Source organism: Streptomyces umbrinus, assembly GCF_030817415.1.
Classification (GTDB): domain Bacteria; phylum Actinomycetota; class Actinomycetes; order Streptomycetales; family Streptomycetaceae; genus Streptomyces; species Streptomyces umbrinus_A.
Genome location: NZ_JAUSZI010000002.1, coordinates 8,984,255 through 9,006,979 on the forward strand (window position 1 = coordinate 8,984,255; position 22,725 = coordinate 9,006,979).

Sequence of the window (22,725 nt, forward strand, 5' to 3'; positions counted from 1 at the left end):
CCCGATTCTCCGTACGGGGGACGGTGCCGATAGGTTTTCGAGGTACCAGACCGGCTATCGAAAGGGTGATCCGTTGAGCCGCTCGGTTCTCGTCACCGGAGGAAACCGGGGCATCGGCCTCGCCATCGCCCGCGCTTTCGCCGACGCGGGCGACAAGGTCGCGATCACATACCGCTCGGGCGAGCCCCCGGAGGGCTTCCTCGCAGTCAAGTGCGACATCACCGACAGCGAGCAGGTGGATCAGGCCTACAAGGAGATCGAGGCCGAGCACGGCCCGGTCGAGGTGCTCGTGGCCAACGCCGGCATCACCAAGGACCAGCTGCTGATGCGGATGTCCGAGGACGACTTCACCTCCGTCCTCGACACCAACCTGACGGGCGCCTTCCGGGTCGTGAAGCGCGCCAACCGCGCCATGCTGCGCGCCAGGAAGGGCCGTGTCGTCCTGATCTCGTCGGTCGTCGGGCTGTACGGCGGTCCGGGCCAGGCCAACTACGCCGCCTCCAAGGCCGGCCTCGTCGGCTTCGCGCGCTCGCTCGCCCGTGAGCTGGGCTCGCGCAACATCACCTTCAACGTCGTCGCGCCCGGCTTCGTCGACACCGACATGACCAAGGTGCTCACCGACGAGCAGCGCGAGGGCATCGTGAAGCAGGTGCCGCTCGGCCGGTACGCGAAGCCCGAGGAGATCGCCGCGACGGTGCGGTTCCTCGCCTCGGACGACGCCTCGTACATCACTGGAGCCGTCATCCCCGTAGACGGCGGACTGGGAATGGGTCACTGATCACCATGAGTGGAATTCTCGAGGGCAAGCGCGTCCTGATCACCGGTGTGCTGATGGAGTCCTCCATCGCCTTCCACGCCGCGAAGCTGGCCCAGGAGCAGGGCGCCGAGATCATCCTGACCGCGTTCCCGCGGCCCACGCTGACCGAGCGCATCGCCAGGAAGCTCCCCAAGCCCACCAAGGTCATCGAGCTCGACGTCAGCAACGACGAGCACCTGGCGCGGCTGGCCGACCTGGTCGCCGAGGAGCTGGGCGGCCTGGACGGCGTCGTGCACTCCATCGGCTTCGCCCCGCAGGACGCCCTCGGCGGCAACTTCCTCAACACGCCGTTCGAGTCCGTGGCCACCGCCATGCACGTCTCGGCGTTCTCCCTGAAGTCGCTGACCATGGCCTGTCTGCCGCTGATGCAGAACGGCGGCTCGGTCGTCGGCCTCACCTTCGACGCGCAGTACGCCTGGCCGCAGTACGACTGGATGGGGCCGGCCAAGGCCGCCCTGGAGGCCACCAGCCGCTACATGGCGCGTGACCTGGGCAAGCAGAACATCCGCTGCAACCTCATCTCCGCGGGCCCCATCGGCTCCATGGCCGCCAAGTCCATCCCGGGCTTCAGCGACCTGGCCGCCGTGTGGGACAGCCGTTCGCCCCTGGAGTGGGACCTCAAGGACCCGGACCCGGCCGGCCGCGGCATCGTCGCCCTGCTCAGCGACTGGTTCCCGAAGACCACCGGCGAGATCATCCACGTCGATGGCGGTCTGCACGCGATCGGCGCGTAAGCGTTGGCGCAAGCGTTTACGCGAACGTTTGCGTATCCGCCTTCATACGGCTTCGACGCCCCGTTTCCCGCATTGCGCGGGGAGCGGGGCGTCACCCGTTCGGCCCTGTCGGCCGGGCGGTGCGGGCCGGTAACAGCGCACTCTGGAGTAGGAGTTCCCCCTCCCGAGATGCCCTCCCGAGCCCTGCCGAGGAGGTCCCCTTGTGCGCCTGTCCCAGCGCTTCGCCCCGCTGCTCGCTGCCTTGACCCTCCTGCTCGTGGTGTCCGGTGGTGCTGTCTCGCACACCACGAAAACAGCCCCCCACGCGCGCGTGCCCGTCGAAGAGAGGCCCTTCGGGGCGGCCTGCCGGACCGCCGTCGAGGGGTCGTACGTGACGGCGTACTGCCACAACCCGTACCCCGAGCCCGATCACGTCCGTCTGCACATCGAGTGCGACCCGTGGTGGGACATAGACACCGACGGCGCCTCGGTCGAGGCCGGCCCCGCGCAGACCGTACGGCTGACCGGCCGCTGCTGGAAGGAAGTCCGCTCGGCGTGGGTCAGTCACCAGCGCTGACGACGGGCTTGTTCACGCGGAGGTGACGTCGGCAGGTCGGCTCGGGCGGCACAGGAACGGGTAGCCCGCGGCCTCCGTGGCGGCGGTCTCCGAGTCGCCCGCGCGGATGGCGTCCACCAGACGCGTGTGGTCCATGTACGTCTCGGGCGTCAGCTCCTCGCCCACGTCCTCGCGCAGCCAGTCGCGCACGACCTCGCCCAGGTCCGCGTACATCGCCGTCATGACGTCGTTGTGGGACGCGGCGACCACGGCCAGGTGGAAGGTCGTGTCGGCGGTCACGAAGGCCTCCGCGTCGCCCGACTCCCAGGCCTCCTCCCGGCGTACGAGGAGGGCGTCCAGCTGCTTCAGATCGCGCTCCGTGCGGCGCTCGGCGGCCAGCTTCGCCGCGCTCGACTCCAGCGTGGAACGCAGCTCGGCGATGTGCCGCGGATCGGCGTCCGCGAAGCGGCGGTGCATCACGCCCGCAAGCTCACTGGTCGCCACGACGTACGTGCCCGAGCCCTGACGGATGTCGAGCAGGCCGTTGTGCGCGAGCGCGCGGACGGCCTCGCGGACCGTGTTCCGGGCGACCCCCAGCTGCTCGACCAGCTCGGGCTCGGTGGGGATGCGGGAGCCCACCGGCCACTCACCCGAGGTGATCTGGTTCCGCAGCTCGGCGATGACCTGCTCGGACAGTGCCGATCGGCGGGGGTGGCTCAGCGGCATGACGGTCCTTCGCGCCAGGGGGTGCACCGGGAGGACGCACCGGAATGCGTGTCAGGGGATTGTGCCCCAGGTGTGCACCAGGGGATTGGACAACCAATCATCCCATGATTCTATGATGGCTGGCATGACTGGCGAGGAATCCCGGACGGCGATGTCCCCACCGATACGCAGCTCCGCACAGGACGCGGAACTCCAACCGCCCGCCACGCGCGCGTGGATGACGCGTGTGGTGATCATCGGCATCGTCCTCACCGCCCTCAACCTGCGCCCCGCCATCACCAGCCTCGGCGCCCTCCTCGAAGAGGTGCGCGACGGACTCGGCATGAGCGGCAGCTTCGCCGGGCTCCTCACCTCCGTACCGCCGCTGTGCTTCGCCGTCTTCGGCGTCATGGCACCGCGTCTCGCCCGCCGCTTCGGACCCGCCGCCGTGGTCTGCGCCGGCATGGTCGCGATCGCCGCGGGACTGGCGATCCGGCCCTTCGCCGGGAACACGGCCGGCTTCCTGGTCGCCAGCGCCCTCGCGCTCATGGGCATCGCGGTCAGCAACGTCCTGATGCCGGTGATCGTCAAGCGCTGGTTCCCGGACCGGGTCGGCTCCATGACCGGCCTCTACTCCATGGCCCTCGCCCTCGGCACCGCCGCCGCGGCCGCCGTCACCGTGCCCATGACCCGGGCCCTGGGCGGCAGTTGGCATGCGGGGCTCGCCGTCTGGGCGGGGCTCGCGGCCGTCGCCGTACTGCCGTGGATCCCACTCGTACGGGCCCGGGGCACGGCCCTGTCCGCGGACGCCGCCTCGGCCTCTGCTTCGGCAGCCCCGGCACGTGACGCGTCCTCGTCCTCAGGGGCGGGGCAGGAACCCTCCCCGCTGCGGATCACCCGGAGCCGTACCGCCTGGGCGCTGGCCGTCTTCTTCGGGCTCCAGGCCACTGCCGCGTACATCACGATGGGCTGGATGGCGCAGATCTTCCGGGACGCGGGAGTCCCGGCGGGCACGGCCGGACTGCTGCTCGCCGTCACCATGGTGATGGGCGTGCCGCTGGCCTTCGTCATCCCGCGGCTCGCCACGCGCCTGCCCCACCAGGGGCCGATCGTGGTCGCCCTCGGGATCTGCGGCCTCGTCGGCTACGCGGGCCTCTACCTCGCCCCCGCGGGCGGCGCCTGGGCGTGGGCGCTGCTGCTCGGCATCGCCAACTGCGCGTTCCCGCTGGCCCTCACCATGGTCGGCATGCGGGCCAGGACCGGAGCGGGGGTCGCGCAGCTCTCCGCCTTCGCGCAGAGCACCGGGTACCTCATCTCGATCCCCGGCCCGCTCCTGGTGGGCGTGCTCTACCAGCACAGCGGCGGCTGGGGGCTGCCGATCGCGCTCATGGCGGGCCTGATGATCCCGCAGATCGTGGTGGGCGTCCTGGCCGGCCGCGACCGCACGGTGGAGGACGAGGCCGTACGTCGGCGGTGACCGTCGGGGACGAGCGGTGCGGCGGCCCGGAGACCCTGCCTGTGACCTCGCCGCGCCACCACCCGCGCGCGGACCCCACCCGCGTGCGTACGCCCCTGACCGGACCCCACCCGCGAGCGGGCGCCCGAGGGGTGGGAGACTGCTCGTATGCCCGTGCTCGACCCGAACCCCCAGAACGGCCAGAAGAAGATGCTGCTCGTCTTCGGTGCGTTCCTCCTCATCTTCGTGATCATCGGCGTCATCGCGTCGATCGCCTCACCCTGACCCGTCGGAAGCCCGCCCCGGACCCTCAGGCGTGACGCCTCCGCGAGGCGATGGTGGGGGTAGCCCCACCATCCCCTAGGGGGTGAGTGTCAGGGTCAAGTGGGTGGATCTCCGGATGGGTTGAGGGCTTCGGAGTCCGTAACTTCGAGATGTGACCGCGAGGACGCGGACCACGGACCACGGACCACTCGAAGCCCCACGGAGGCGGCATGTCGGCCCCAACGCACATCCCGCCCCACCCGGCGACCAGGCGTGGCGTCGAGACCCGGCTCCCCTGGTGGGCCCTGGTCCTCCCGGCGCTCGCCTTCGCCGCACTGCTCCTGGTGATACTGAACCCCGCCGACGCCCACGCGACAGGCGGCGACCCGGCTGTCGGCCGGCTCTTCGAGCAGGTCCAGCAGATCGTGCTGAACCAGGGCTCCTGAGCTCCCGGCACACCACGTCGAGGCCGCGAGTCAACTCCCTGCGCCCCATGGCGTGTTTCGTGCGAAGCTGGGAACCATGAGCGTCGCAGAACCCCGCAGGATTGTCCTTTTCCGGCATGCGAAAGCCGACTGGCCCGAGGTCTCCGATCATGAGCGGCCGCTCGCTGAGCGGGGCCGCAAGGACGCCGCCGTCGCCGGACGCAGGCTGGCCGACACCGGCATCCCCTTCGATCTGGCCCTCTGCTCCACCGCGACCCGGACCCGCGAGACATGGAAACTCGCCGTCCACGAGCTCCCCCATCGGCCGAAAACGGTCTATGAGGAGCGGCTCTACGAGGTCTCTCCCGGCGAGCTGATCGCCGTGCTGAACGAAACCCCCGACGATGTGCAGAACGCACTCCTGATCGGCCACAACCCCGGTGTGCAGGGCCTCGCCGACATCCTGGCCGGCCAGTCCGAGGGCGACGCGCAGGAGCGGATGAGCCGCCTGGGCTTCCCCGCGGCCGCCTTCGCCGTGCTCTCCTTCACCGGTTCCTGGAAGGCCCTGGAGCCGGGCGTGGCCACGCTGCTCGACTACTGGGCGCCGTCCGAGTAGACCCGGTCGTTCCCTTCTCACGAGGACGGGGCCCGGCACCATCGCGGTGCCGGGCCCTGTCCACGTCGTGGACGTGCGAGAACTCAGTCCACGTGCATGTCCGCCGCCTCGACCTCTTCCCGTGTCACGCCCAGCAGATACAGGACGGTGTCCAGGAAGGGGAAGTTCACCGCGGTGTGCGCGGCCTGGCGCACCACCGGCTTGGCGTTGAAGGCGACCCCGAGACCGGCCGCGTTGAGCATGTCCAGGTCGTTGGCGCCGTCACCGATTGCCACGGTCTGGCCGAGCGGCACCCCCGCCTCCGCGGCGAACCGGCGCAGCAGCCGCGCCTTGCCCGCCCGGTCCACGATCTCGCCGGTGACCTTGCCCGTCAGCTTCCCGTCGACGATCTCCAGGGTGTTGGCCTGGGCGAAGTCCAGCCCAAGACGCTCCTTGAGATCATCCGTCACCTGCGTGAACCCGCCCGAGACGACACCGACTTGGAAGCCGAGCCGCTTCAGCGTACGGATCAGCGTGCGCGCCCCCGGCGTGAGCCGTACCTCGCTGCGCACCTTGTCCACCACGGAGGCGTCGAGCCCCTTGAGCAGGGCCACGCGCGCGTGCAGCGACTGCTCGAAGTCCAGTTCCCCGCGCATCGCGGCCGCCGTCACCTCGGCGACCTCGTCCTCGCAGCCGGCGTGCGCGGCGAAGAGCTCGATGACCTCGTCCTGGATGAGCGTGGAGTCCACGTCCATGACGACCAGACGCTGGGCCCGCCGGTGCAGCCCCGCCGCGACCACCGCGATGTCGACGCCGAGGGCGGCCGCCTCGGTCACCAGGGCGGTCCGCAGCGCCTCCGGCTCTGTACCGGACACGGCGAACTCGACGGCCGTCACGGGGTACTTGGCGAGGCGGAAGATTCGGTCGATGTTGCCGCCGGTCCCGGTGATCCGGGCGGCGATCGCGGCCGCGGACTCCGCGGTGAGCGGGTGTCCGAGCACGGTCACCAACGACCTGCCGTGCCCGCGCGGCCGGTTGTCGCCGAGGCCGGAGATGATCTCGGCCTGCAGCCTCATCGAGTCCGCCCAGCTGTGCACCGTGGCGCGCAGGTCGCCCTCCAGGCCGGCCGGCGGATGCGTCACGAGCGCGCACAGCACTATCCGGCCACGGGTGACGACCTGCTCGATGTCGACCACGTCGACCGAGTAGGCGGCGAGGGTGTCGAAGAGCCCGGCCGTGATTCCTGGCCGGTCCTTGCCGAAGATCTTGACGAGGAGAGTGGGGACATCAGACGTTTGTGATGCGCTCATGGTGCTTCCACCGTATCCGGCACCCTGTGCCGCCCGCCGCCGAGGTCCGCCTGACGGACAGGGAACAGTGGGTGTCGTCGAGGTGTCCGCGGTCTTCACGAGCCGTGGCGCCCGCACGCCACGGCCCAGGTCGGCGTCGTACGGGCCGCCGGTCAACGCCGTCCGGGCGGCCTCCCGGACGGAGGCGGCGGCTCGTCGGGCGGGGGAGGCGGCGGCCCGTCCTGCGACGACCGGGGCCGGCGCCGCGGCCCCGGAGCGGGCGGCGGTGTGAACGGCCCGGCCACCGTGGGAGCGCCGTACACGTCGTTCGGCGGCCGGGCACCCGGTGGCCGCCCGCCCGGATCCTGACCGTCCGGATCCCGTCCTCCCGGAGGTTTCCCGCCGCGGGGCTGGGTCCCGGGCGGCCGTCGGCCGGGCGGCTGCGCGCCGGGGGACCGGGGCCCGCCAGGCGGCGGCCACGAGGACCGGCTGCCGGGGGACTGGGGGCCGGGCGGCGGGACGCCGGGACGACGCCCGGGCCCGGGCTCCCGCAGCTCGTCGGGCAGCCGCAGATACGGGTTCGTGTCGGGGTTCGCCGGCCGGTACGGCATACCGGGGTTGTAGGGCCCGCTCTCCCCGGCGACCTCCGCGAACGGCGGAGCGGAGTCCGGGCCGCCCGAAGCGCCCACGTCGCCGGCGCCCACGTCACCCAGTGCCAGCGGTGCCGCGCGCCGGCCGGCGGCCCCGGTGGCGCAGGCGAGCAGCGCCCCCACCGTCCCCGCGCCCGCGCCCCACAGCGCCCCGAGCAGCAGTGCCATGCCCAGCTGCCCGTGCAGCTCTATCCCCGCGTCGAACGCGTCGATGCCCAGCACGGCCATCGAGGCGTCCACGGACACGTCCGTCAGCCAGGCGAGCAGGGGCATCGCGAGCGCGGTCACGATCCCCAGCCGCAGCGCGCAGCGCCCGGCGAAACCGAGGACACCCCGCTCCCGTACGAACGGAGTGCGCACCGCGGTCAACACGCCCGCGTAGAGCATCATCAGCGCCGCCGCGACCCCCAACAGCCAGACCCGGCTGTCCAGCTCGGCCAACCGCCCGAGCGAGACGGACTGGTCGTCGGAAGCGCTCAGCAACTTGTCCAGAGGGTCGGGCAGGAACTGGACGAGCGGTCCCGACGCGCTTCCGTCCCACGGCACGAAGAGCCCGATCGGGATGCCCAGCCACACCCCGTTGGGGGCCCCGACCAGCGCCGCACCCGCGATCCGTTTCGGATTGTCGTCACCGATGGCCGCGTACGCAGCCGCCGCGAGCCCGGCGAGGACCGCCACCAGCAACACCGTGACCAGCGCGGACGCGGCAGGACGCACCAGGCGGTGCACCGCGGTCAGGCCGCGCGGCAGCGGAGTCCGGCGTGAGGCCAGCAGGGCGATCGCCAGGACACCGAGCACCCAGCCCAGGCCGCCCAGCAGCGTCGGCACGGTCTCGACCGTGAAGCCCACCTTGGCGTTCGCGTCCGCGAGATCCCCGAGCCGGTCGGGCAGCAGCCCGCCGATGTCACCGAGCCCGGGCACGTCAACCTCGTCGGGCAGCCCGCCGCCCGGCAGCGAATCCAGCCCCAGCGAGCCGCCGTCGATGGTGATGACGTCGTGCCCCGCCCAGGCCAGACCGCCGAGCATCGCCACGAAGAGCGCCGCCACGGCGCCCGCGCGCGCGAACAGTTCGGCCGGCTCGATCACAACGCCCGCCCCGCGCAGTGACCGTAAGAAGAACCAGGACAGCAGCAGCGCACCCACCAGGCTCACGCCCAGTGGCGTGATCTGGAGGGCGGTGTCGGCCTGCGCGCCCTCGAGACCGAAAGCCGACACGTCGCCGGACGGTGTCACCGACCCACCCGCCCCGAGCGCCACAACCGCCGCGGTCATCGTCCCCAGCGAGCCGGACGCGTCCGCGCCGAGCAGATGCAGCCCCAGCGCCGCCACGCCGGCCATGCCGATCAAGGCCCAGCTCACGGCGGCGATCGAGGCCAGCAGCACATCACCCCACGGCACACGCCTGCCGTGTCCCACGGTTCCGTCGCTCATCGTCAGCCCCCCGACTCCGCGCCGCGATGGTTCCACCGCGGTGTCCCCCTCGCGTGGGATTACCACTCTCCGGGCCGGTTTCAACCCAGTCAACGGAAACGGACAAGCCGCCCGTACGCGGTCTTCACAAGGCCCGACTTTCGGTCAAGGGGGTCCTACTGAAATAGTTCCCCACGATGTTCGACATCCCTAGACTCCCTGTGATGGGGGAACTTCGGGGGACAACTCAGTGGGGCATGGAGTGCCGGAACTCGTACTGGAATTGAATGGACGGACCTGGACGCTCGATGCGTCCAGGCCACACACCCTCGGACGTGATCCGCAGGGGGACATCGTGCTCGACGACGCCAGGGTCTCCTGGCGTCACGCCACGATCAGCTGGAGCGGCCGCAGTTGGGTCATCGAGGACCACGGCAGCACCAACGGCACATTCGTGCAGGGGCAGCGGATCCATCAGATGGAGATCGGCCCCGGCTCGGCCGTGCACCTCGGCAACGCGACCGACGGCCCGCGGCTGAGTCTGGGGGGCAACGCGGCCGCCGCCGCACCGCAGGCACAGCCCCAGCAGCAGCCGTACGCCGCGCAGGGCGCGCCCGCGGCCGGCTGGGCCCAGCAGGCTCCGCAGCCGCAGCAGCACGCACCGGAGCAGGGCTGGCAGCAGCCGCAGCAGGGCGCGCACATTCCGCCGCAGCAAGGACCCGGTGGGGGCGCGGGGGCGCCGCCGGTCTACGGCGACCGCAGCCCCACGACGTTCCACCAGTTCTCGCTCGGCCGTGTCATGCGCATCGGCCGTGCCCTGGAGAACGAGCTGGTCGTCTCCGACCTGCAGGTCTCGCGTCACCACGCGGAGTTCCACGCGACGCCGGACGGCCGTTACGAGATCCGCGACCTCGGCTCGCACAACGGCACGTACGTCAACGGTATGCCGATCGCCAAGGGTGGCTCCGCGCTGCTCGGCCCGAACGACATCGTCGGCGTCGGCCACTCGACGTTCCGCCTGGTCGGCGACCGGCTGGAAGAGTTCGTCGACACCGGTGAGGTCTCGTTCTCGGCCCGCCATCTGACGGTGACGGTCGACGGCGGCAAGCAGATCCTCAAGGACGTCTCCTTCGGCGTCCCGGAGAAGTCGCTCGTCGCGGTCATCGGCCCGTCGGGCTCCGGCAAGTCGACGCTTCTGAAGGCGCTCACGGGCTACCGCCCCGCCAACGAGGGTGACGTTCTCTACGACAACCGGAACCTCTACAAGCAGTTCGCCGAGCTGCGTCAGCGCATCGGTCTGGTCCCGCAGGACGACATCCTGCACAAGGAGCTGACCGTCAAGAAGGCCCTCAAGTACGCGGCCAAACTGCGCTTCCCCGCGGACACCACGACGCAGGAGCGCGACGCCCGTATCGACGAGGTGCTGCGCGAGCTCAAGCTCGACATCCACAAGGAGAAGAAGGTCACCTCCCTCTCCGGTGGCCAGCGCAAGCGCGTCTCGGTGGCCCTGGAGCTGCTGACCAAGCCGTCGCTGATCTTCCTGGACGAGCCGACCTCCGGCCTCGACCCGGGCATGGACCGCGACGTCATGCAGCTGCTGCGCGGCCTCGCCGACGACGGCCGTACGGTCCTCGTCGTCACGCACTCGGTCGCCGAGCTGGCCATCTGCGACAAGCTTCTGGTCATGGCGCCCGGCGGTTCGGTGGCCTATTTCGGTCCGCCCGAGGAGGCCCTGAACTTCTTCGGCTACGACACCTGGGCCGATGTCTTCTCCGCCTTCGAGAACTACCGCGACTACGACTGGGCGGGCCGCTGGAAGGGCTCGCAGCACTACCAGATGTACGCCGCGGACATCGACGCGGTCGCTCCGCAGTCCGTAGACATGCCGTCGGCCCAGTCGATGCGCCCGCCCAAGCCGCAGGGCTGGGGCTCGCAGCTGATGACCCTGATCCGCCGCTACACGTCGGTGATCGCGTCCGACAAGGGCTTCCTGGCGCTGACGGTGATCCTGCCGGCGGTACTCGGCGCGGTGAGCCTGCTCATCGAGCCCGACAAGACACTGCTGGTGAACAAGCAGCTCGGGCCGAACGGCCTGCCCATCCCGAACAGCACAGCCGCCACGGTGCTGCTGATCCTCGCGGTCGGCGCCTGCTTCGCGGGCGCGGCCAACTCGGTCCGTGAGCTGATCAAGGAACGGGTCATCTACGAGCGGGAGCGCGCGACCGGCCTGTCGCGCTCCGCGTATCTGATGTCCAAGGTGATCGTCCTCGGCGTGATCACCATGCTCCAGGGTGCGCTGGTCGGCGCGATCGGCTTCATGAGCCGGACGATTCCCGACAAGGGACTGATCCTCGGTGGCTCGGTCGCGATCGAGCTCTCGCTGCCGATCATGGCGCTGGGCTTCACCTCGATGATGTTCGGCCTGGTCATCTCCTCGCTGGTGAAGACCGCCGAGAAGACCATGCCGCTGCTGGTCATGTTCGCGATCATCCAGGTCGTCTTCACCGGCTGCCTGTTCCCGCTGGCCGGGGCCCTGGGCGTCAACGAGTTCTCGTATCTGATGCCGTCGCGCTGGGCGGTCGGCGCCGCCGGCACCACGCTCGACTTCAACAAGATCAACCCGCACAACACGACCGACTCGGACCCGCTCTGGGACCACGAGGCGCTGACCTGGGCACTGGACATGGCCGCGCTGTTCGCGCTCGCCGCCGTCTGCGCCTTCCTCGTGGCGCGCTTCCTGCGCCGCCACGAGCCCGAGGTCATGCGCAAGTAGCCGGACCGTTCAGGCCGGACCGTTCAACGAAGACACGCGAAGGGCGGCGCCCCGTTGGGGGTGCCGCCCTTTCGGCGTACGTGTCAGAGGTCCGCGCAAACCTCAGTACGCGCTGTTGACGTTGTCGATCGAGCCGTACCGGTCGGCCGCGTAGTTGGCGGCGGCGGTGATGTTGGCGACCGGGTTGTACTGGCTCCAGGCGGTGCCGGCGACGTGGTACGCGTCGAAGGTCGGCTTGATGACCTGCAGCAGACCGATCGACGGGGTGCCGTTGATGGCGTTGATGTCCCAGCCGTTGATCGCGTTCGGGTCGCCGGCGGACTCCCGGATGATGTTGCGGTGCAGGCCGTCGTACGTGCCCGGGATGCCGTGCTTCTTCATGATGTCCAGCGACTGGCGTATCCAGCCGTCCAGGTTGTTCGCGTAGGTCTTCGCGGCAGGCTTGACGGCGGCACGCTTGGCGGACCGGCTCGCGGCCTCCTTCGCCTTCCGGGCGTCCTCGGCCTTCTTCTTCGCGGCGGCCTCCGCGGCCTTCTTGGCGGCCGCGGCGTCGGCGGCCTTCTTCTTCGCGGCCGCGGCCTGGGCGTCGGCCAGCTGTCCGCTGAGACCGGCCGTGGCGGGCTTGAGCTGCTCGGCGGAGAAGGCGACCGGAGCGGCGGACACCGAGTCGGCGCTGGCCTGCTGGGTGTTCCCCGGCACGAGCGAGAACGCGAGGGCCGCGGCGCCCAGCGTGGCGACACCGGCGATGGAGAGCTTGTGGGTCTTGGTCAGCGCGCGGCTATGACCAGGAGTGTTCTGCTGCTTGGGCATGGCTGATGGACCTCTTCGAATAGCGCGGAGGTCGCTCTCGGCCCGATGGGGACAAAGGTGTTTCCGGGACAAGCGCCGTGGGTAGGAACCCGCGCCGCCGAGCGACCGATGGCCATTCTTAGCGGTCGCAATTTTCTGTGGCAAAGGTGTGACGTACGAACCCGGGTAGTGGAGCCAGGAAGGGCAAATCGGGGCAGACCGATACGTCTGCCCCGCTCACCAGGAGTCTCTTTGTCTCCTAGGTCCCTTCGTACGTGATGTGCGTCCTATGTGCGGGCTCACACCGACCTCGGTCCCGTCTCACCAGCAGTTGCTGGCGCAATGCTCTGTGTGAGGGGCCCCCTCCGGGAGGATGAGGTGCACGTCGCCGAACTCGTGCCACAGGTAGCGCCCCCGCAGCGCCGCCTCGTATCCGCGGTCGATCGCGGCCCGCCCCGCGACCGCCTCCAGCATCAGCAGATGCGAGGCCTCGGGCTCGTGCAGCCCCGTGAGCAGCCCGTCGACGACCCGCACCCCGCGCTCCGGGGTCACCACGAGATCGGTCCAGCCCTCCGCCGCCCGCACCACCCCGTCGGCACCGGTCGCCGACTCCACCGCCCGTACGGCCGTCGTCCCGACCGCGACGACCCTGCCGTCTCCCGCCCGGGCCGCGTTGATCAGCCGCGCCGAGGTCTCCGGCACCGCGAAGCGCTCCGGGTACGGCGGCTCGTGCGCCTCGGCCGAGGCGACCCCGGTGTGCAGCGTGACCGGCGCGAACTGCACGCCCCGGCTCACCAGCGCCGCCACCAGCCGCGCGGTGAAGGGCCGCGCCGCGCTCGGCATCTCCGCACTGCCCGCCCTGTCGGCGGCCGGCAGCGCGAACACCGTCTGGTACGCGGACAGCGGCTGGTCCCGCTCCGTATAGGAGTACCGAATGGGCCTCCCGTGCCGGCCCAGCAGCCCCAGGACGTCGGCCTCCGGCCCCGGGCCGTCCGGTTCCGGCACCTGTCCGCCCGGTTCCGACACCCGCCCCCACCACAGCCGCGGGCTCCGCTCCGTGAGGGGCTCCTCCAGGACGAGCCGTACGTCGCCGGGGAGACGCACCTCTGTCCCCGCGGGCCCACCCGCACGCGCGCGCGTGGTGCCCCTTCCGTCGGGATCACGCACCTCCACGGCCCAGCGCCCGTCGTCGCCCCGCGTGGAGAAATGCACCACCACGCGCGCGTGCCCGATGCGCCCGTCCACCGCGGCCGCCAGCGTCGGTGACGTGTTCACGATGAGCAGGTCCCCCGCTCTCAGCAGACCCGGCAGCTCCGCGAACCCGTGATGCGACACCTCCGTACCGCGTGAGACGAGCAACCGCACCGCGTCACGGTCGAGCCCCTGGCCCCGCTGCTCGGCGGGCACCCGGGCCGACAGCTCCTCCGGCACCCGAAGGGCCGTCGTCATCGCTGCTCCAGCAGCGCCGGCGCCCCGTAGCGCCCGCTCGCCGGACGCTTCTCGAGCAGCCGCAGGAAGGCCGGCACGACACTGACCGGATCAGGCCGCGGATCCTCGTCGTCCGGGACGGCCGCCGCGTACAGATCGGTGCCCATGTCGCCCGGGTCGACCGCCCAGACCCGCAGCCCGGGCTCCTCCTCCCCGAGCACCGCCGACAGATGGTCCAGCGCCGCCTTCGAGGCCCCGTAACCGCCCCAGGTCTCGTACGCCTCGGCCGCGGCGTCCGAGCTGACATCGATCACCGCGCCCGCGGGGGACTCCCGCAGCGGCGGCAGCGCCTCCTGGATCAGACCGAGCGCCGCGACCACGTTGACCTCCAGGGCCCGCCGCAGCCCGTCCAGGTCCAGCGCGTCCAGACGTACGAGCGGTTCGGCGCCCAGCGCGCTCGCGTTGTTCACCAGGAGATCGACGCCGCCGAGCCCCCGCGCCGCCGCCACCAGACCGTCCCGGTGAGCACCGTCCGTGACGTCCCCCGGCAGCGCCTCGACCCGTGTCCCGTACTTGGCGAGGGCGGCGGCCGTCTCCTGGAGGACTCCCGCCGTTCTGGCGTCGAGCACCAGATCCCAGCCGCGCTCCGCCAGGGCCTCGGCGAGTGCGCGCCCCAGCCCCTTCGAAGCCCCCGTGATGATCGCTACCGGCATGACTTCCGTCCCCTCGTCCCATGGCCGCCGCTCCCGGCGAGTGCCTCCAACGTAGGAACCGGACCGCCCCCGCCGCCTCGTGCGCGGGCCGCAATGCGGAGGGGCCCTTAGGCCTAGGCCCAGCGGCCCAGGGAGGGCCGCCACAGGTCGGATACGCACTGTCACACCCCGCCGGTACCGTGAGGTCATGAGCAAAGGACCCCGGTCGGGCCTGTCCGCGGTGAGCACCGCGCTGCTGGCCATGAGCCGACACCTCGAGGTGCGCGACGTCCTCAAGACGATCGTCGCCTCGGCCCGCGAACTGCTCGACGCGGAGTACGCGGCTCTGGGGGTCCCCGACGACCACGGCGGCTTCGCCCAGTTCGTCGTCGACGGCGTCAGTGACGCCCAGTGGAAGGCCATCGGCCCGCTCCCGCGCCAGCACGGCATCCTCGCCGCGATGCTGCACGAGGCCCGCCCCGAGCGCCTCGCCGACGTGCGCGAGGACCCCCGCTTCGAGGGCTGGCCCTCCGCCCACCCCGACATGTCCGACTTCCTGGGCCTGCCCATCCGCGACGGCGACGAGATCATGGGCGCCCTGTTCCTGGCGAACAAGCTGCGTCCTGCGGAGGGAAACCCACCAGACCCCCAGAGCCCCAGGCCGGAAGGCGGTTGCGGCTTCACGGAGGACGACGAGGAACTGCTGACGATCCTCGCGCAGCACGCCGCGATCGCCCTCACGAACGCCCGGCTGTACGAGCGCAGCCGCGAACTCACCATCGTCGAGGAGCGCTCCCGCCTCGCGCACGAACTGCACGACGCCGTCAGCCAGAAGCTGTTCTCCCTGCGCCTCACCGCCCAGGCCGCCGCTGCCCTGGTCGACCGCGACCCGGCCCGCGCCAAGGGCGAACTCCAGCAGGTGGCCGCTCTCGCCGCCGAGGCCGCCGACGAACTGCGCGCGGCCGTCGTCGAGTTGCGCCCCGCGGCACTCGACGAGGACGGACTGGTCGCCACGCTGCGCACCCAGATACAGGTCCTCGACCGCGCCCACTCCGCGCGCGTGACCTTCGACAGTTGCGGTGTCCGCGCACTGCCCGCGGCCCAGGAGGAGGCCATGCTGCGCGTCGCCCAGGAGGCGCTGCACAACGCGCTGCGGCACTCCGGCGCCGCCCGCGTCGACGTCACCCTGGAGCGGCACGGGCCGGGCGCCGTCCTGCGCGTCACCGACGACGGCAGCGGATTCGAACCCAGGGCGACGCGCCGCGCGGGACGACACCTCGGCCTGGTGTCCATGCGCGACCGGACCAACGGCGTCGCAGGCACGCTCACCGTGGAATCGGCGCCCGGAAAGGGCACCACGATCGAGATGGAGGTCCCTGGTGGCTGACGCAATCAAGGTGCTGCTCGTCGACGACCACCAAGTGGTCCGCCGGGGCCTGCGCACCTTCCTCGAAGTACAGGACGACATCGAGGTCGTGGGAGAGGCGTCCGACGGCGCCGAAGGAGTCGCCCGCGCCGAGGAGTTGAAGCCCGACGTCGTCCTCATGGACGTCAAGATGCCGGGCATGGACGGCGTGGAGGCCCTGCGCAAGCTCCGCGAACTCGACAACCCCGCGCGCGTGCTCATCGTCACCAGCTTCACCGAGCAGCGCACGGTGATCCCGGCCCTGCGCGCGGGCGCCGCCGGGTACGTCTACAAGGACGTGGACCCCGACGCCCTCGCCGGAGCCATCCGCTCGGTCCACGCCGGACACATCCTGCTCCAGCCCGAGGTGGCCGGCGCGCTGCTGTCCCAGGAGGAGACCAACTACGGGCAGGGGAGAGGCAGTTCACTCACGGAGCGGGAGCGCGAGGTGCTCGGCCTGATCGCCGACGGCCGCTCCAACCGCGAGATCGCCCGCGCCCTCGTCCTCTCCGAGAAGACCGTCAAGACGCACGTCTCGAACATCCTGATGAAACTCGACCTCGCCGATCGCACGCAGGCCGCGCTCTGGGCCGTACGTCATGGTGTGACCGGCTGATGACCTGCTGATCCGCCTGATGGCGGCCTTCCGGACAGCAGTACGGACGGCAACACGGAGGGTTCCGTTCCGGGCTGAGATTCATACCGTCGTGGGAATGTCCCCCGAATGGCGCATCCTTCCGGGATCTCCGCCGTTCTCCAGTGCGTGCTGCGGCGCTTTGCCGCAGTGGTTCACAAGGAGAGGGCTCAAGAAGTGAAGAACCTGAAGAAGGCCGCAGCCGTCACGATGGTGGCCGGTGGCCTGGTTGCCGCCGGTGCCGGTTTCGCCTCCGCCACCGATGGTGCGCACGCTGATGGCAAGGCCATTGGCTCGCCGGGCGTCGCCTCGGGCAACCTCGTCCAGGTCCCCGTCGCCATCCCGGTGAACGCGGTCGGCAACACCGTGAACGTTGTCGGCATCCTGAACCCGGCGTTCGGCAACGACGGCTTCAACGGCTGACGTTCGCACCTCGGGTCACCACTGACCACCGGCCTTCCAGGCAAGCCTGGGGGGCCGGTCCGGCTTTCGGCCCGCCCGCCCAGAACGGGCCCGCTTTTCAGGTGCGCGGGGAACTGCGCGACCAGCCACGACTCACCCGCAGCCGACCGACAACACTCCCCGCCGAGTCAGTGGGCGCAGCTCAACGAACCCCCCGCTCCCGCTCCTCCACAAACGCGTTGAACGCCGCCACCTGAGCCCGCCGAGCCGTCCGCTCGACCGGCCGCAACGCTTCGGAGCGCGCGGCCATCTCGGACGCGCTCACCGCCCCGCCGTGCCCGTTCTCGAAGGCGACGGAGATGAGCAGCCCGACCCGCTGCGCCAGCTCCAACACCCGTACCGCACGCGGCGGATACCCGGGAGCGAGCACCTCACGACCCCGCTCCGCCCGAGCCCGGTACGCGTCGATCGCCGCCTCGGCGACCGGACCCGACCCGGCGACATCGAGCCGCGACAACATCTCCGTGGCATCGCGCAGCGCCTCAGCGAGCTCCCGCTCCGCCTCGCCGAGGGACGGCACATCGGCCGGCGGCGCCTCCCGCACGGGCAGACAGTGCCAGACGACCTCCACATGTACATCGCCCTCGGGACCGGCCTCGTACACTTCCGGTACGAGCCCCAGCGCGGCCCCGTGACAGACCACCGCCTCCTCGGCATCGAGGGCGCGGGCGTTGAAGTCGGGCGGCCCGCTCAGCCCGAGCGGATGCCCGGGCGCGGGCAGCGCGACCCGCAGACCGGTCACCCCGAGCGTGCGCAGCCGCCCCAGAGCGAGGGTGAGTCCGACGGGCGCGGTCTCACCGGGCAGCCCCTCCACCCGATGCACCGCGTCCTCGCCGACGATGGCGACGACCGCGTCGTCCGGAGAGGCAAAACCGGCCAACAGGGCATTTCCCCATGCTGCCAGCCGTCCTGAGCGTGGTTCCGAATGCATGGCTCCCACCCTAAGGACCGGCCGATGGATTGGACGGGTCGACCGGTGGCGTAGGTTTTCCCTGGGGGCTGCGTCCACAGACGTCAGCGATGGCCGAGACTGCAATGGGAGACAGCGCGCTCATGAGCGATGTTCTGGAGCTTGAGGACGTATCCGTGGTCCGAGAGGGCCGGGCTCTGGTGGACCAGGTCTCCTGGTCGGTCAAGGAAGGCGAGCGCTGGGTCATCCTCGGTCCCAACGGCGCCGGAAAAACGACCCTTCTGAACCTCGCCTCCAGCTACCTCTACCCCAGCCAGGGCATCGCCACCATCCTCGGCGAGACCCTCGGCAAGGTGGACGTCTTCGAGCTGCGCCCGCGCATCGGCATGGTCGGCATCGCCATGGCGGAGAAGCTCCCCAAGCGCCAGACCGTCCTGCAGACCGTCCTCACCGCCGCCTACGGCATGACGGCCGGCTGGCACGAGGACTACGAGGACGTCGACGAGCAGCGCGCCCGCGCCTTCCTCGACCGCCTCGGCATGACCGAGTTCGTGGACCGCAAGTTCGGCACGCTCTCCGAGGGCGAGCGCAAGCGCACCCTCATCGCCCGCGCGCTGATGACCGACCCCGAGCTGCTCCTCCTCGACGAGCCCGCCGCCGGTCTCGACCTCGGAGGCCGCGAGGACCTCGTACGCCGCCTCGGCCGCCTCGCCCGCGACCCGATCGCCCCCTCCATGCTCATGGTCACGCACCACGTCGAGGAGATCGCCCCGGGCTTCACCCACGTCCTGATGATCCGTCAGGGCAAGGTGCTCGCCGCGGGCCCCCTGGAGCTCGAACTCACCTCGCGCAACCTGTCGTTGTGCTTCGGCCTCCCGCTCGTCGTCGAACAGGTCGGTGAGCGCTGGACCGCGCAGGGCCTGCCCCTGTCCTGACAACCAGGAACACCTGCCTCAACTTGATCGGCGCCCTGTCGGGGACAGGACCCGCGGACCTACCATGACCACGTGGACGACATCGACGCATGGGTGTGGTGGCTGATCGGCGCGGTCGGGCTCGGAATCCCGCTCGTCGTCACCGCGATGCCGGAGTTCGGAATGCTCGCCGTCGGCGCCGTCGCGGGCGCCGTGACCGCAGGGCTCGGAGGCGGTGTGGTCCTCCAGGTGGTGGTCTTCGCCACCGTCTCGGTCGCGCTCATCGCGGTCGTACGCCCCGTCGCCACCCGACATCGCTCCCAGCGGCCCCAACTCGCCACAGGCATCGACGCCTTGAAGGGCAAACAGGCTGTCGTCCTGGAGAGAGTCGACGGTTCGGGTGGCCGGATCAAGCTCGCCGGAGAGGTCTGGTCCGCGCGTGCCCTCGACACCGGACGCGCCTACGAAGTAGGCGAAGAGGTGGACGTCGTGGAGATCGAAGGGGCCACGGCGATCGTCATGTGACTCCCGTGGCGTCCAGTGAACGGAACGTCGCACGTGGCGAGTTGTGGTCTGACACACTCGTCCAGCAAGATCTTCGACAATCACAAGATCTTCCGGAAGCACCTAGGCGGAGAAGGGTACGGGGACCACGATGGAACCGATCATCATCGTCCTGATCATTCTGGTGGTGTTGGTCTTCATCGCACTGATCAAGACCATCCAGGTGATCCCACAGGCCAGCGCGGCCATCGTCGAGCGGTTCGGCCGCTACACGCGCACGCTCAACGCCGGCCTCAACATCGTCGTCCCGTTCATCGACTCGATCCGCAACCGCATCGACCTCCGTGAACAGGTCGTTCCGTTCCCGCCCCAGCCGGTGATCACCCAGGACAACCTGGTCGTGAACATCGACACCGTCATCTACTACCAGGTGACCGACGCCCGCGCCGCCACCTACGAGGTCGCCAGCTACATCCAGGCGATCGAGCAGCTCACCGTCACCACGCTCCGCAACATCATCGGTGGCATGGACCTGGAGCGGACCCTGACCTCCCGCGAGGAGATCAACGCGGCCCTGCGCGGCGTCCTCGACGAGGCCACCGGCAAGTGGGGCATCCGCGTCAACCGCGTCGAGCTCAAGGCCATCGAGCCGCCCACCTCCATCCAGGACTCGATGGAGAAGCAGATGCGCGCCGACCGTGACAAGCGTGCCGCGATCCTCACCGCCGAAGGTATCCGCCAGTCGCAGATCCTCACCGCCGAGGGTGAGAAGCAGTCCGCGATCCTGCGCGCCGAAGGTGAGGCCCGGGCCGCCGCACTGCGCGCCGAGGGCGAGGCCCAGGCCATCCGTACGGTCTTCGAGTCCATCCACGCCGGAGACGCGGACCAGAAGCTCCTCGCCTACCAGTACCTCCAGATGCTCCCGAAGATCGCCGAAGGCGACGCCAACAAGCTCTGGATCGTCCCCAGCGAGATCGGCGACGCCCTCAAGGGCCTCAGCGGCGCCATGGGCAACTTCGGCCCGATGGGCGGCATGGGCGGAGGCGGCGCCCAGGCCACCCCACCCACAGAACGCCGGGAAAAGCCGTCGGTCACCGACTGACGTCGGTTGTGGAAAGCGGCTCCTCTCGTCCCTGTCCGGGGGACACGAGGAGCCGCTTTTTTGCTTTTAGGGGCGCGGGGAACGGCGCAATCTTTTGGCCTTTAGGGGCGCAGGGAACTGCGCGACCAGCCACAACGCACCCGCACCCAACGAATCACCGTGGTACCCCGCGCCACCCAGCGGAGCGCTCACGCCGCCGGCTGCGCAAGCCACTCCGGCAAAGCCTCAAGATCATCCCGCCCCAGCGCAAGCAACATCGCATCGGCAGGCGTCGGCTCGAACGGCTGCCGCAACAGCGGCATCCCCGCCTGCTCCGGCGTCCGCGCGGCCTTGCGATGGTTGTCCTCCGCGCACGAGGCAACCGTGTTCAGCCAGGAGTCCTGACCACCCTGCGCCCGAGGCACGACATGGTCCACGGTCGTCGCCCGACGACCGCAGTACGCGCACCTGTGCCGGTCACGCACCAGCACACCCCGCCTCGACCACGGCGCTTGTCTTCGGAACGGCACCCGTACATAGCGGCACAGCCTGATCACCCGGGGCGCCGGTATATCGAGCGCGGCTCCGCGCATACGCAGTTCGGGGTGGGCCTGCTCGACAACGGCCTTGTCCTGCAGCACCAGAACGACGGCTCGATTCAACGTCACCGTCGACAGCGGCTCAAAGCTCGCATTCAGCACCAGCGTGTCCCGCATCAAGCCCACCTCCCATGCGCACCGGCCCACCGCCTGGCGGGCTTGGATCAACTCTGGCCGGGCACGCCGAGATGGACAACGCAATAAAAACTGCCCGCCCCTGATCAATTCCATGACCAGGGGCGGGCAAACGTTCAGTGAACGCTCAGCTGTCCGCGGGAGCCGCGTACTCGGCGACGATCTGCGTCCTCGCCAGTGTGTGGAACCGGAGATTGAAGCCCACGACGGCCGGGGAGGCGTCCGAGTCGGGACCGAGCTTCTCCTGGTCCACCGCATACACCGTGAACACGTACCGGTGCGCCGGGTCCCCGGCGGGCGGCGCGGCGCCAACGAAGTCCTTGGACCCGTAGTCGTTGCGCACCTGCACGGCGCCCTCGGGCAGGCCCTCGAACTTCCCCGTGCCCGCGCCCGTCGGCAGTTCCGCCACCGAGGCCGGAATGTCGAACACGACCCAGTGCCAGAAGCCGCTCCCCGTAGGGGCGTCCGGGTCGAAGCACGTCACGGCGAAACTCTTGGTCTCCGGCGGGAAGCCTTCCCAGCGCAGTTGCGGCGAAATGTTCCCGGCCGCGTAGACCTGAGCGTCCTTCAGCGTCGCGCCCGGCTCGACGTCCTCACTCATGACCGTGAACGACGGCACGACGGGATGGAAGTCGTGGGGAAGCGGCGGCCTCTTGGGCTCGGTCACCTCGGCACCTCCTGATCGGTTCCTGATCCTTGGAAACTCTCGCCCCGAGCCTAGAACCAGTTCCGCTTGCTACCGACCTCGGACAGCCACTGGTTGAGATAGGCGGTCCAGTCGGTCCCCTGGAAGTCGTTGAGCCCCACCTTGAAGGAGCGGAACGTGTCGCTGCCCTCACTGAAGAGACCCGGCTTCTTGTCCATCTCCAGTACGACGTCCATCTCACGGTCGTCCGCGACGAAGCTGAGCTCGACCTGGTTCAGACCGCGGTACTGCTGCGGCGGGAAGAACTCGATCTCCTGGTAGAAGGGCAGCTTCTGCCGCGTACCCCGGATGTGGCCGCGCTCCAGGTCCGCGTTCTTGAAGCGGAAGCCCAGCTGGATGAACGCGTTCAGCAGCGCCTGCTGCGCCGGCAGCGGGTGCACGCTGATCGGGTCCAGGTCACCGGAGTCCACCGCGCGCGCGATCTCCAGCTCCGTGGTCACACCGACGTTCATCCCGCGCAGCGGCTGCCCGTCGATGGTCGTGATCGGCGTCTCCCACGGGATCTCGAGCCCGAACGGCACCGCGTGCACCCCGCCCGCCTGCAGCTCGAAGGCACCGCCGAGCCGCAGCTTCGTGAACTCGACGTCCTGCTTGTACTCCTGGTCGTCGTGGCCCTCGACCTCGACCCGGGCCTGGAGACCGACCGACAGACCCTCGATCGCCTGGTTCACGGACCCACCCTGGATCCGCACCTCACCCTGGACGACGCCGCCGGGAACGACGTTGACCTCGGTCAGCACCGTCTCGACCGAAGCCCCACCGGCCCCCAGGCTCGCGAGCAGCCGCTTGAACCCCATGTCTTTTCCTCCTCGG

24 protein-coding genes are annotated in these 22,725 nt (G+C 70.2%); 14 read left to right on the top strand and 10 right to left on the bottom strand.

Annotated elements, in window-relative coordinates:
- Positions 1 to 73: 73 nt before the first annotated feature.
- From fabG to QF035_RS39710, 3 genes are all read left to right on the top strand, one after another.
- Positions 74 to 778, top strand: a complete 705-nt coding sequence (gene fabG, locus QF035_RS39700) for a 3-oxoacyl-[acyl-carrier-protein] reductase (RefSeq protein WP_143636996.1) — start codon at positions 74 to 76, stop codon at positions 776 to 778.
- A 5-nt stretch (positions 779 to 783) separates the two neighbouring features.
- Positions 784 to 1,551: an enoyl-ACP reductase FabI gene (gene fabI, locus QF035_RS39705; protein ID WP_143636993.1), complete on the top strand. Its 768-nt coding sequence runs from the start codon at positions 784 to 786 to the stop codon at positions 1,549 to 1,551.
- Between the two features lie 202 nt (positions 1,552 to 1,753).
- A complete protein-coding gene (locus tag QF035_RS39710) occupies positions 1,754 to 2,107 on the top strand; it encodes a hypothetical protein (RefSeq protein ID WP_307526020.1) in 354 nt (117 codons plus the stop codon).
- Positions 2,108 to 2,119: 12 nt separating this feature from the next.
- Here the strand turns inward: QF035_RS39710 and QF035_RS39715 are convergent, their stop codons facing one another.
- A complete protein-coding gene (locus tag QF035_RS39715; RefSeq protein WP_307526022.1) occupies positions 2,120 to 2,812 on the bottom strand; it encodes a FadR/GntR family transcriptional regulator in 693 nt (230 codons plus the stop codon).
- A 112-nt stretch (positions 2,813 to 2,924) separates the two neighbouring features.
- On the opposite strand from QF035_RS39715, the gene QF035_RS39720 reads away from it, so the two are divergent.
- From QF035_RS39720 to QF035_RS39735, 4 genes are all read left to right on the top strand, one after another.
- Positions 2,925 to 4,268 (top strand): CynX/NimT family MFS transporter, encoded by a 1,344-nt coding sequence (locus QF035_RS39720; RefSeq protein ID WP_307526024.1) that lies wholly within the window; start codon positions 2,925 to 2,927, stop codon positions 4,266 to 4,268.
- 147 nt (positions 4,269 to 4,415) lie between these two features.
- Positions 4,416 to 4,532 carry an SGM_5486 family transporter-associated protein gene (locus QF035_RS39725; protein WP_107102519.1) on the top strand — a complete coding sequence of 39 codons (117 nt, stop codon included), beginning with the start codon at positions 4,416 to 4,418 and terminating at the stop codon, positions 4,530 to 4,532.
- A 209-nt stretch (positions 4,533 to 4,741) separates the two neighbouring features.
- Positions 4,742 to 4,957, top strand: coding sequence for a hypothetical protein (locus QF035_RS39730; protein WP_055615410.1), 216 nt, complete (start codon positions 4,742 to 4,744; stop codon positions 4,955 to 4,957).
- Positions 4,958 to 5,033: 76 nt separating this feature from the next.
- Entirely contained in the window at positions 5,034 to 5,552 is a 519-nt protein-coding gene (locus tag QF035_RS39735) for a SixA phosphatase family protein (RefSeq protein WP_055615411.1), read from the top strand.
- 83 nt (positions 5,553 to 5,635) lie between these two features.
- On the opposite strand, the gene serB is transcribed toward QF035_RS39735, so the two are convergent.
- The gene (gene serB, locus QF035_RS39740; RefSeq protein WP_055615412.1) at positions 5,636 to 6,841 is read right to left on the bottom strand and encodes a phosphoserine phosphatase SerB; all 1,206 of its coding nucleotides are present in this window, start codon (positions 6,839 to 6,841) and stop codon (positions 5,636 to 5,638) included.
- 152 nt (positions 6,842 to 6,993) lie between these two features.
- A complete protein-coding gene (locus tag QF035_RS39745) occupies positions 6,994 to 8,901 on the bottom strand; it encodes a streptophobe family protein (RefSeq protein WP_307526027.1) in 1,908 nt (635 codons plus the stop codon).
- Positions 8,902 to 9,142: 241 nt separating this feature from the next.
- Here QF035_RS39745 and QF035_RS39750 point away from each other — a divergent pair, with 241 nt between their 5' ends.
- On the top strand, positions 9,143 to 11,653 hold the full coding sequence (locus QF035_RS39750; protein ID WP_307531767.1) for an ABC transporter ATP-binding protein/permease: 2,511 nt from the start codon (positions 9,143 to 9,145) through the stop codon (positions 11,651 to 11,653).
- Positions 11,654 to 11,755: 102 nt separating this feature from the next.
- Here QF035_RS39750 and QF035_RS39755 read toward each other — a convergent pair whose 3' ends face one another.
- The 3 genes from QF035_RS39755 to QF035_RS39765 form a co-directional block, all read right to left on the bottom strand.
- Positions 11,756 to 12,463, bottom strand: coding sequence for a transglycosylase SLT domain-containing protein (locus tag QF035_RS39755; RefSeq protein ID WP_307526029.1), 708 nt, complete (start codon positions 12,461 to 12,463; stop codon positions 11,756 to 11,758).
- A 300-nt stretch (positions 12,464 to 12,763) separates the two neighbouring features.
- The gene (locus QF035_RS39760; protein WP_307526031.1) at positions 12,764 to 13,891 is read right to left on the bottom strand and encodes an S-adenosylmethionine:tRNA ribosyltransferase-isomerase; all 1,128 of its coding nucleotides are present in this window, start codon (positions 13,889 to 13,891) and stop codon (positions 12,764 to 12,766) included.
- Entirely contained in the window at positions 13,888 to 14,583 is a 696-nt protein-coding gene (locus QF035_RS39765; protein ID WP_307526033.1) for an SDR family NAD(P)-dependent oxidoreductase, read from the bottom strand. Before QF035_RS39765 ends, QF035_RS39760 begins: the two co-directional genes overlap by 4 nt.
- Positions 14,584 to 14,770: 187 nt before the next feature.
- On the opposite strand from QF035_RS39765, the gene QF035_RS39770 reads away from it, so the two are divergent.
- The 3 genes from QF035_RS39770 (at position 14,771) to QF035_RS39780 (ending at position 17,024) form a co-directional block, all read left to right on the top strand.
- Positions 14,771 to 15,949, top strand: a complete 1,179-nt coding sequence (locus QF035_RS39770) for a GAF domain-containing sensor histidine kinase (RefSeq protein ID WP_307526036.1) — start codon at positions 14,771 to 14,773, stop codon at positions 15,947 to 15,949.
- Entirely contained in the window at positions 15,942 to 16,583 is a 642-nt protein-coding gene (locus QF035_RS39775; RefSeq protein ID WP_307526037.1) for a response regulator, read from the top strand. The genes QF035_RS39770 and QF035_RS39775 overlap by 8 nt, the downstream gene beginning before the upstream one ends.
- Before the next feature lie 195 nt (positions 16,584 to 16,778).
- Entirely contained in the window at positions 16,779 to 17,024 is a 246-nt protein-coding gene (locus tag QF035_RS39780) for a chaplin (protein ID WP_307526039.1), read from the top strand.
- Positions 17,025 to 17,205: 181 nt separating this feature from the next.
- Here QF035_RS39780 and QF035_RS39785 read toward each other — a convergent pair whose 3' ends face one another.
- On the bottom strand, positions 17,206 to 17,994 hold the full coding sequence (locus tag QF035_RS39785) for a hypothetical protein (RefSeq protein ID WP_307526041.1): 789 nt from the start codon (positions 17,992 to 17,994) through the stop codon (positions 17,206 to 17,208).
- 122 nt (positions 17,995 to 18,116) lie between these two features.
- On the opposite strand from QF035_RS39785, the gene QF035_RS39790 reads away from it, so the two are divergent.
- From QF035_RS39790 to QF035_RS39800, 3 genes are all read left to right on the top strand, one after another.
- Positions 18,117 to 18,908, top strand: a complete 792-nt coding sequence (locus QF035_RS39790; RefSeq protein WP_307526042.1) for an ABC transporter ATP-binding protein — start codon at positions 18,117 to 18,119, stop codon at positions 18,906 to 18,908.
- Between the two features lie 72 nt (positions 18,909 to 18,980).
- Positions 18,981 to 19,412 (top strand): NfeD family protein, encoded by a 432-nt coding sequence (locus QF035_RS39795; RefSeq protein WP_307526044.1) that lies wholly within the window; start codon positions 18,981 to 18,983, stop codon positions 19,410 to 19,412.
- A 130-nt stretch (positions 19,413 to 19,542) separates the two neighbouring features.
- Positions 19,543 to 20,493: an SPFH domain-containing protein gene (locus QF035_RS39800; RefSeq protein ID WP_307526046.1), complete on the top strand. Its 951-nt coding sequence runs from the start codon at positions 19,543 to 19,545 to the stop codon at positions 20,491 to 20,493.
- Between the two features lie 188 nt (positions 20,494 to 20,681).
- Here the strand turns inward: QF035_RS39800 and QF035_RS39805 are convergent, their stop codons facing one another.
- The 3 genes from QF035_RS39805 to QF035_RS39815 all read right to left on the bottom strand — a co-directional run bounded on the left by QF035_RS39805 (position 20,682) and on the right by QF035_RS39815 (position 22,709).
- Positions 20,682 to 21,188, bottom strand: coding sequence for an HNH endonuclease (locus QF035_RS39805; protein WP_200399165.1), 507 nt, complete (start codon positions 21,186 to 21,188; stop codon positions 20,682 to 20,684).
- A gap of 145 nt (positions 21,189 to 21,333) precedes the next feature.
- Positions 21,334 to 21,873: a YbhB/YbcL family Raf kinase inhibitor-like protein gene (locus tag QF035_RS39810; protein WP_307526049.1), complete on the bottom strand. Its 540-nt coding sequence runs from the start codon at positions 21,871 to 21,873 to the stop codon at positions 21,334 to 21,336.
- A gap of 50 nt (positions 21,874 to 21,923) precedes the next feature.
- A complete protein-coding gene (locus QF035_RS39815; protein WP_307526051.1) occupies positions 21,924 to 22,709 on the bottom strand; it encodes a sporulation protein in 786 nt (261 codons plus the stop codon).
- Positions 22,710 to 22,725: the final 16 nt, after the last annotated feature.

Coding starts and splice junctions, on each gene's coding strand:
- QF035_RS39785 (WP_307526041.1), bottom strand. CDS start 17,994: ATGCATTCGGAACCACGCTCAGGACGGCTGGCAGCATGGGGAAATGCC.
- QF035_RS39790 (WP_307526042.1), top strand. CDS start 18,117: ATGAGCGATGTTCTGGAGCTTGAGGACGTATCCGTGGTCCGAGAGGGC.
- QF035_RS39770 (WP_307526036.1), top strand. CDS start 14,771: ATGAGCAAAGGACCCCGGTCGGGCCTGTCCGCGGTGAGCACCGCGCTG.
- QF035_RS39755 (WP_307526029.1), bottom strand. CDS start 12,463: ATGCCCAAGCAGCAGAACACTCCTGGTCATAGCCGCGCGCTGACCAAG.
- fabI (WP_143636993.1), top strand. CDS start 784: ATGAGTGGAATTCTCGAGGGCAAGCGCGTCCTGATCACCGGTGTGCTG.
- QF035_RS39715 (WP_307526022.1), bottom strand. CDS start 2,812: ATGCCGCTGAGCCACCCCCGCCGATCGGCACTGTCCGAGCAGGTCATC.
- QF035_RS39760 (WP_307526031.1), bottom strand. CDS start 13,891: ATGACGACGGCCCTTCGGGTGCCGGAGGAGCTGTCGGCCCGGGTGCCC.
- QF035_RS39725 (WP_107102519.1), top strand. CDS start 4,416: ATGCCCGTGCTCGACCCGAACCCCCAGAACGGCCAGAAGAAGATGCTG.
- serB (WP_055615412.1), bottom strand. CDS start 6,841: ATGAGCGCATCACAAACGTCTGATGTCCCCACTCTCCTCGTCAAGATC.
- QF035_RS39735 (WP_055615411.1), top strand. CDS start 5,034: ATGAGCGTCGCAGAACCCCGCAGGATTGTCCTTTTCCGGCATGCGAAA.
- QF035_RS39745 (WP_307526027.1), bottom strand. CDS start 8,901: ATGAGCGACGGAACCGTGGGACACGGCAGGCGTGTGCCGTGGGGTGAT.
- QF035_RS39800 (WP_307526046.1), top strand. CDS start 19,543: ATGGAACCGATCATCATCGTCCTGATCATTCTGGTGGTGTTGGTCTTC.
- QF035_RS39815 (WP_307526051.1), bottom strand. CDS start 22,709: ATGGGGTTCAAGCGGCTGCTCGCGAGCCTGGGGGCCGGTGGGGCTTCG.
- QF035_RS39805 (WP_200399165.1), bottom strand. CDS start 21,188: ATGCGGGACACGCTGGTGCTGAATGCGAGCTTTGAGCCGCTGTCGACG.
- QF035_RS39730 (WP_055615410.1), top strand. CDS start 4,742: ATGTCGGCCCCAACGCACATCCCGCCCCACCCGGCGACCAGGCGTGGC.
- QF035_RS39765 (WP_307526033.1), bottom strand. CDS start 14,583: ATGCCGGTAGCGATCATCACGGGGGCTTCGAAGGGGCTGGGGCGCGCA.
- QF035_RS39720 (WP_307526024.1), top strand. CDS start 2,925: ATGATGGCTGGCATGACTGGCGAGGAATCCCGGACGGCGATGTCCCCA.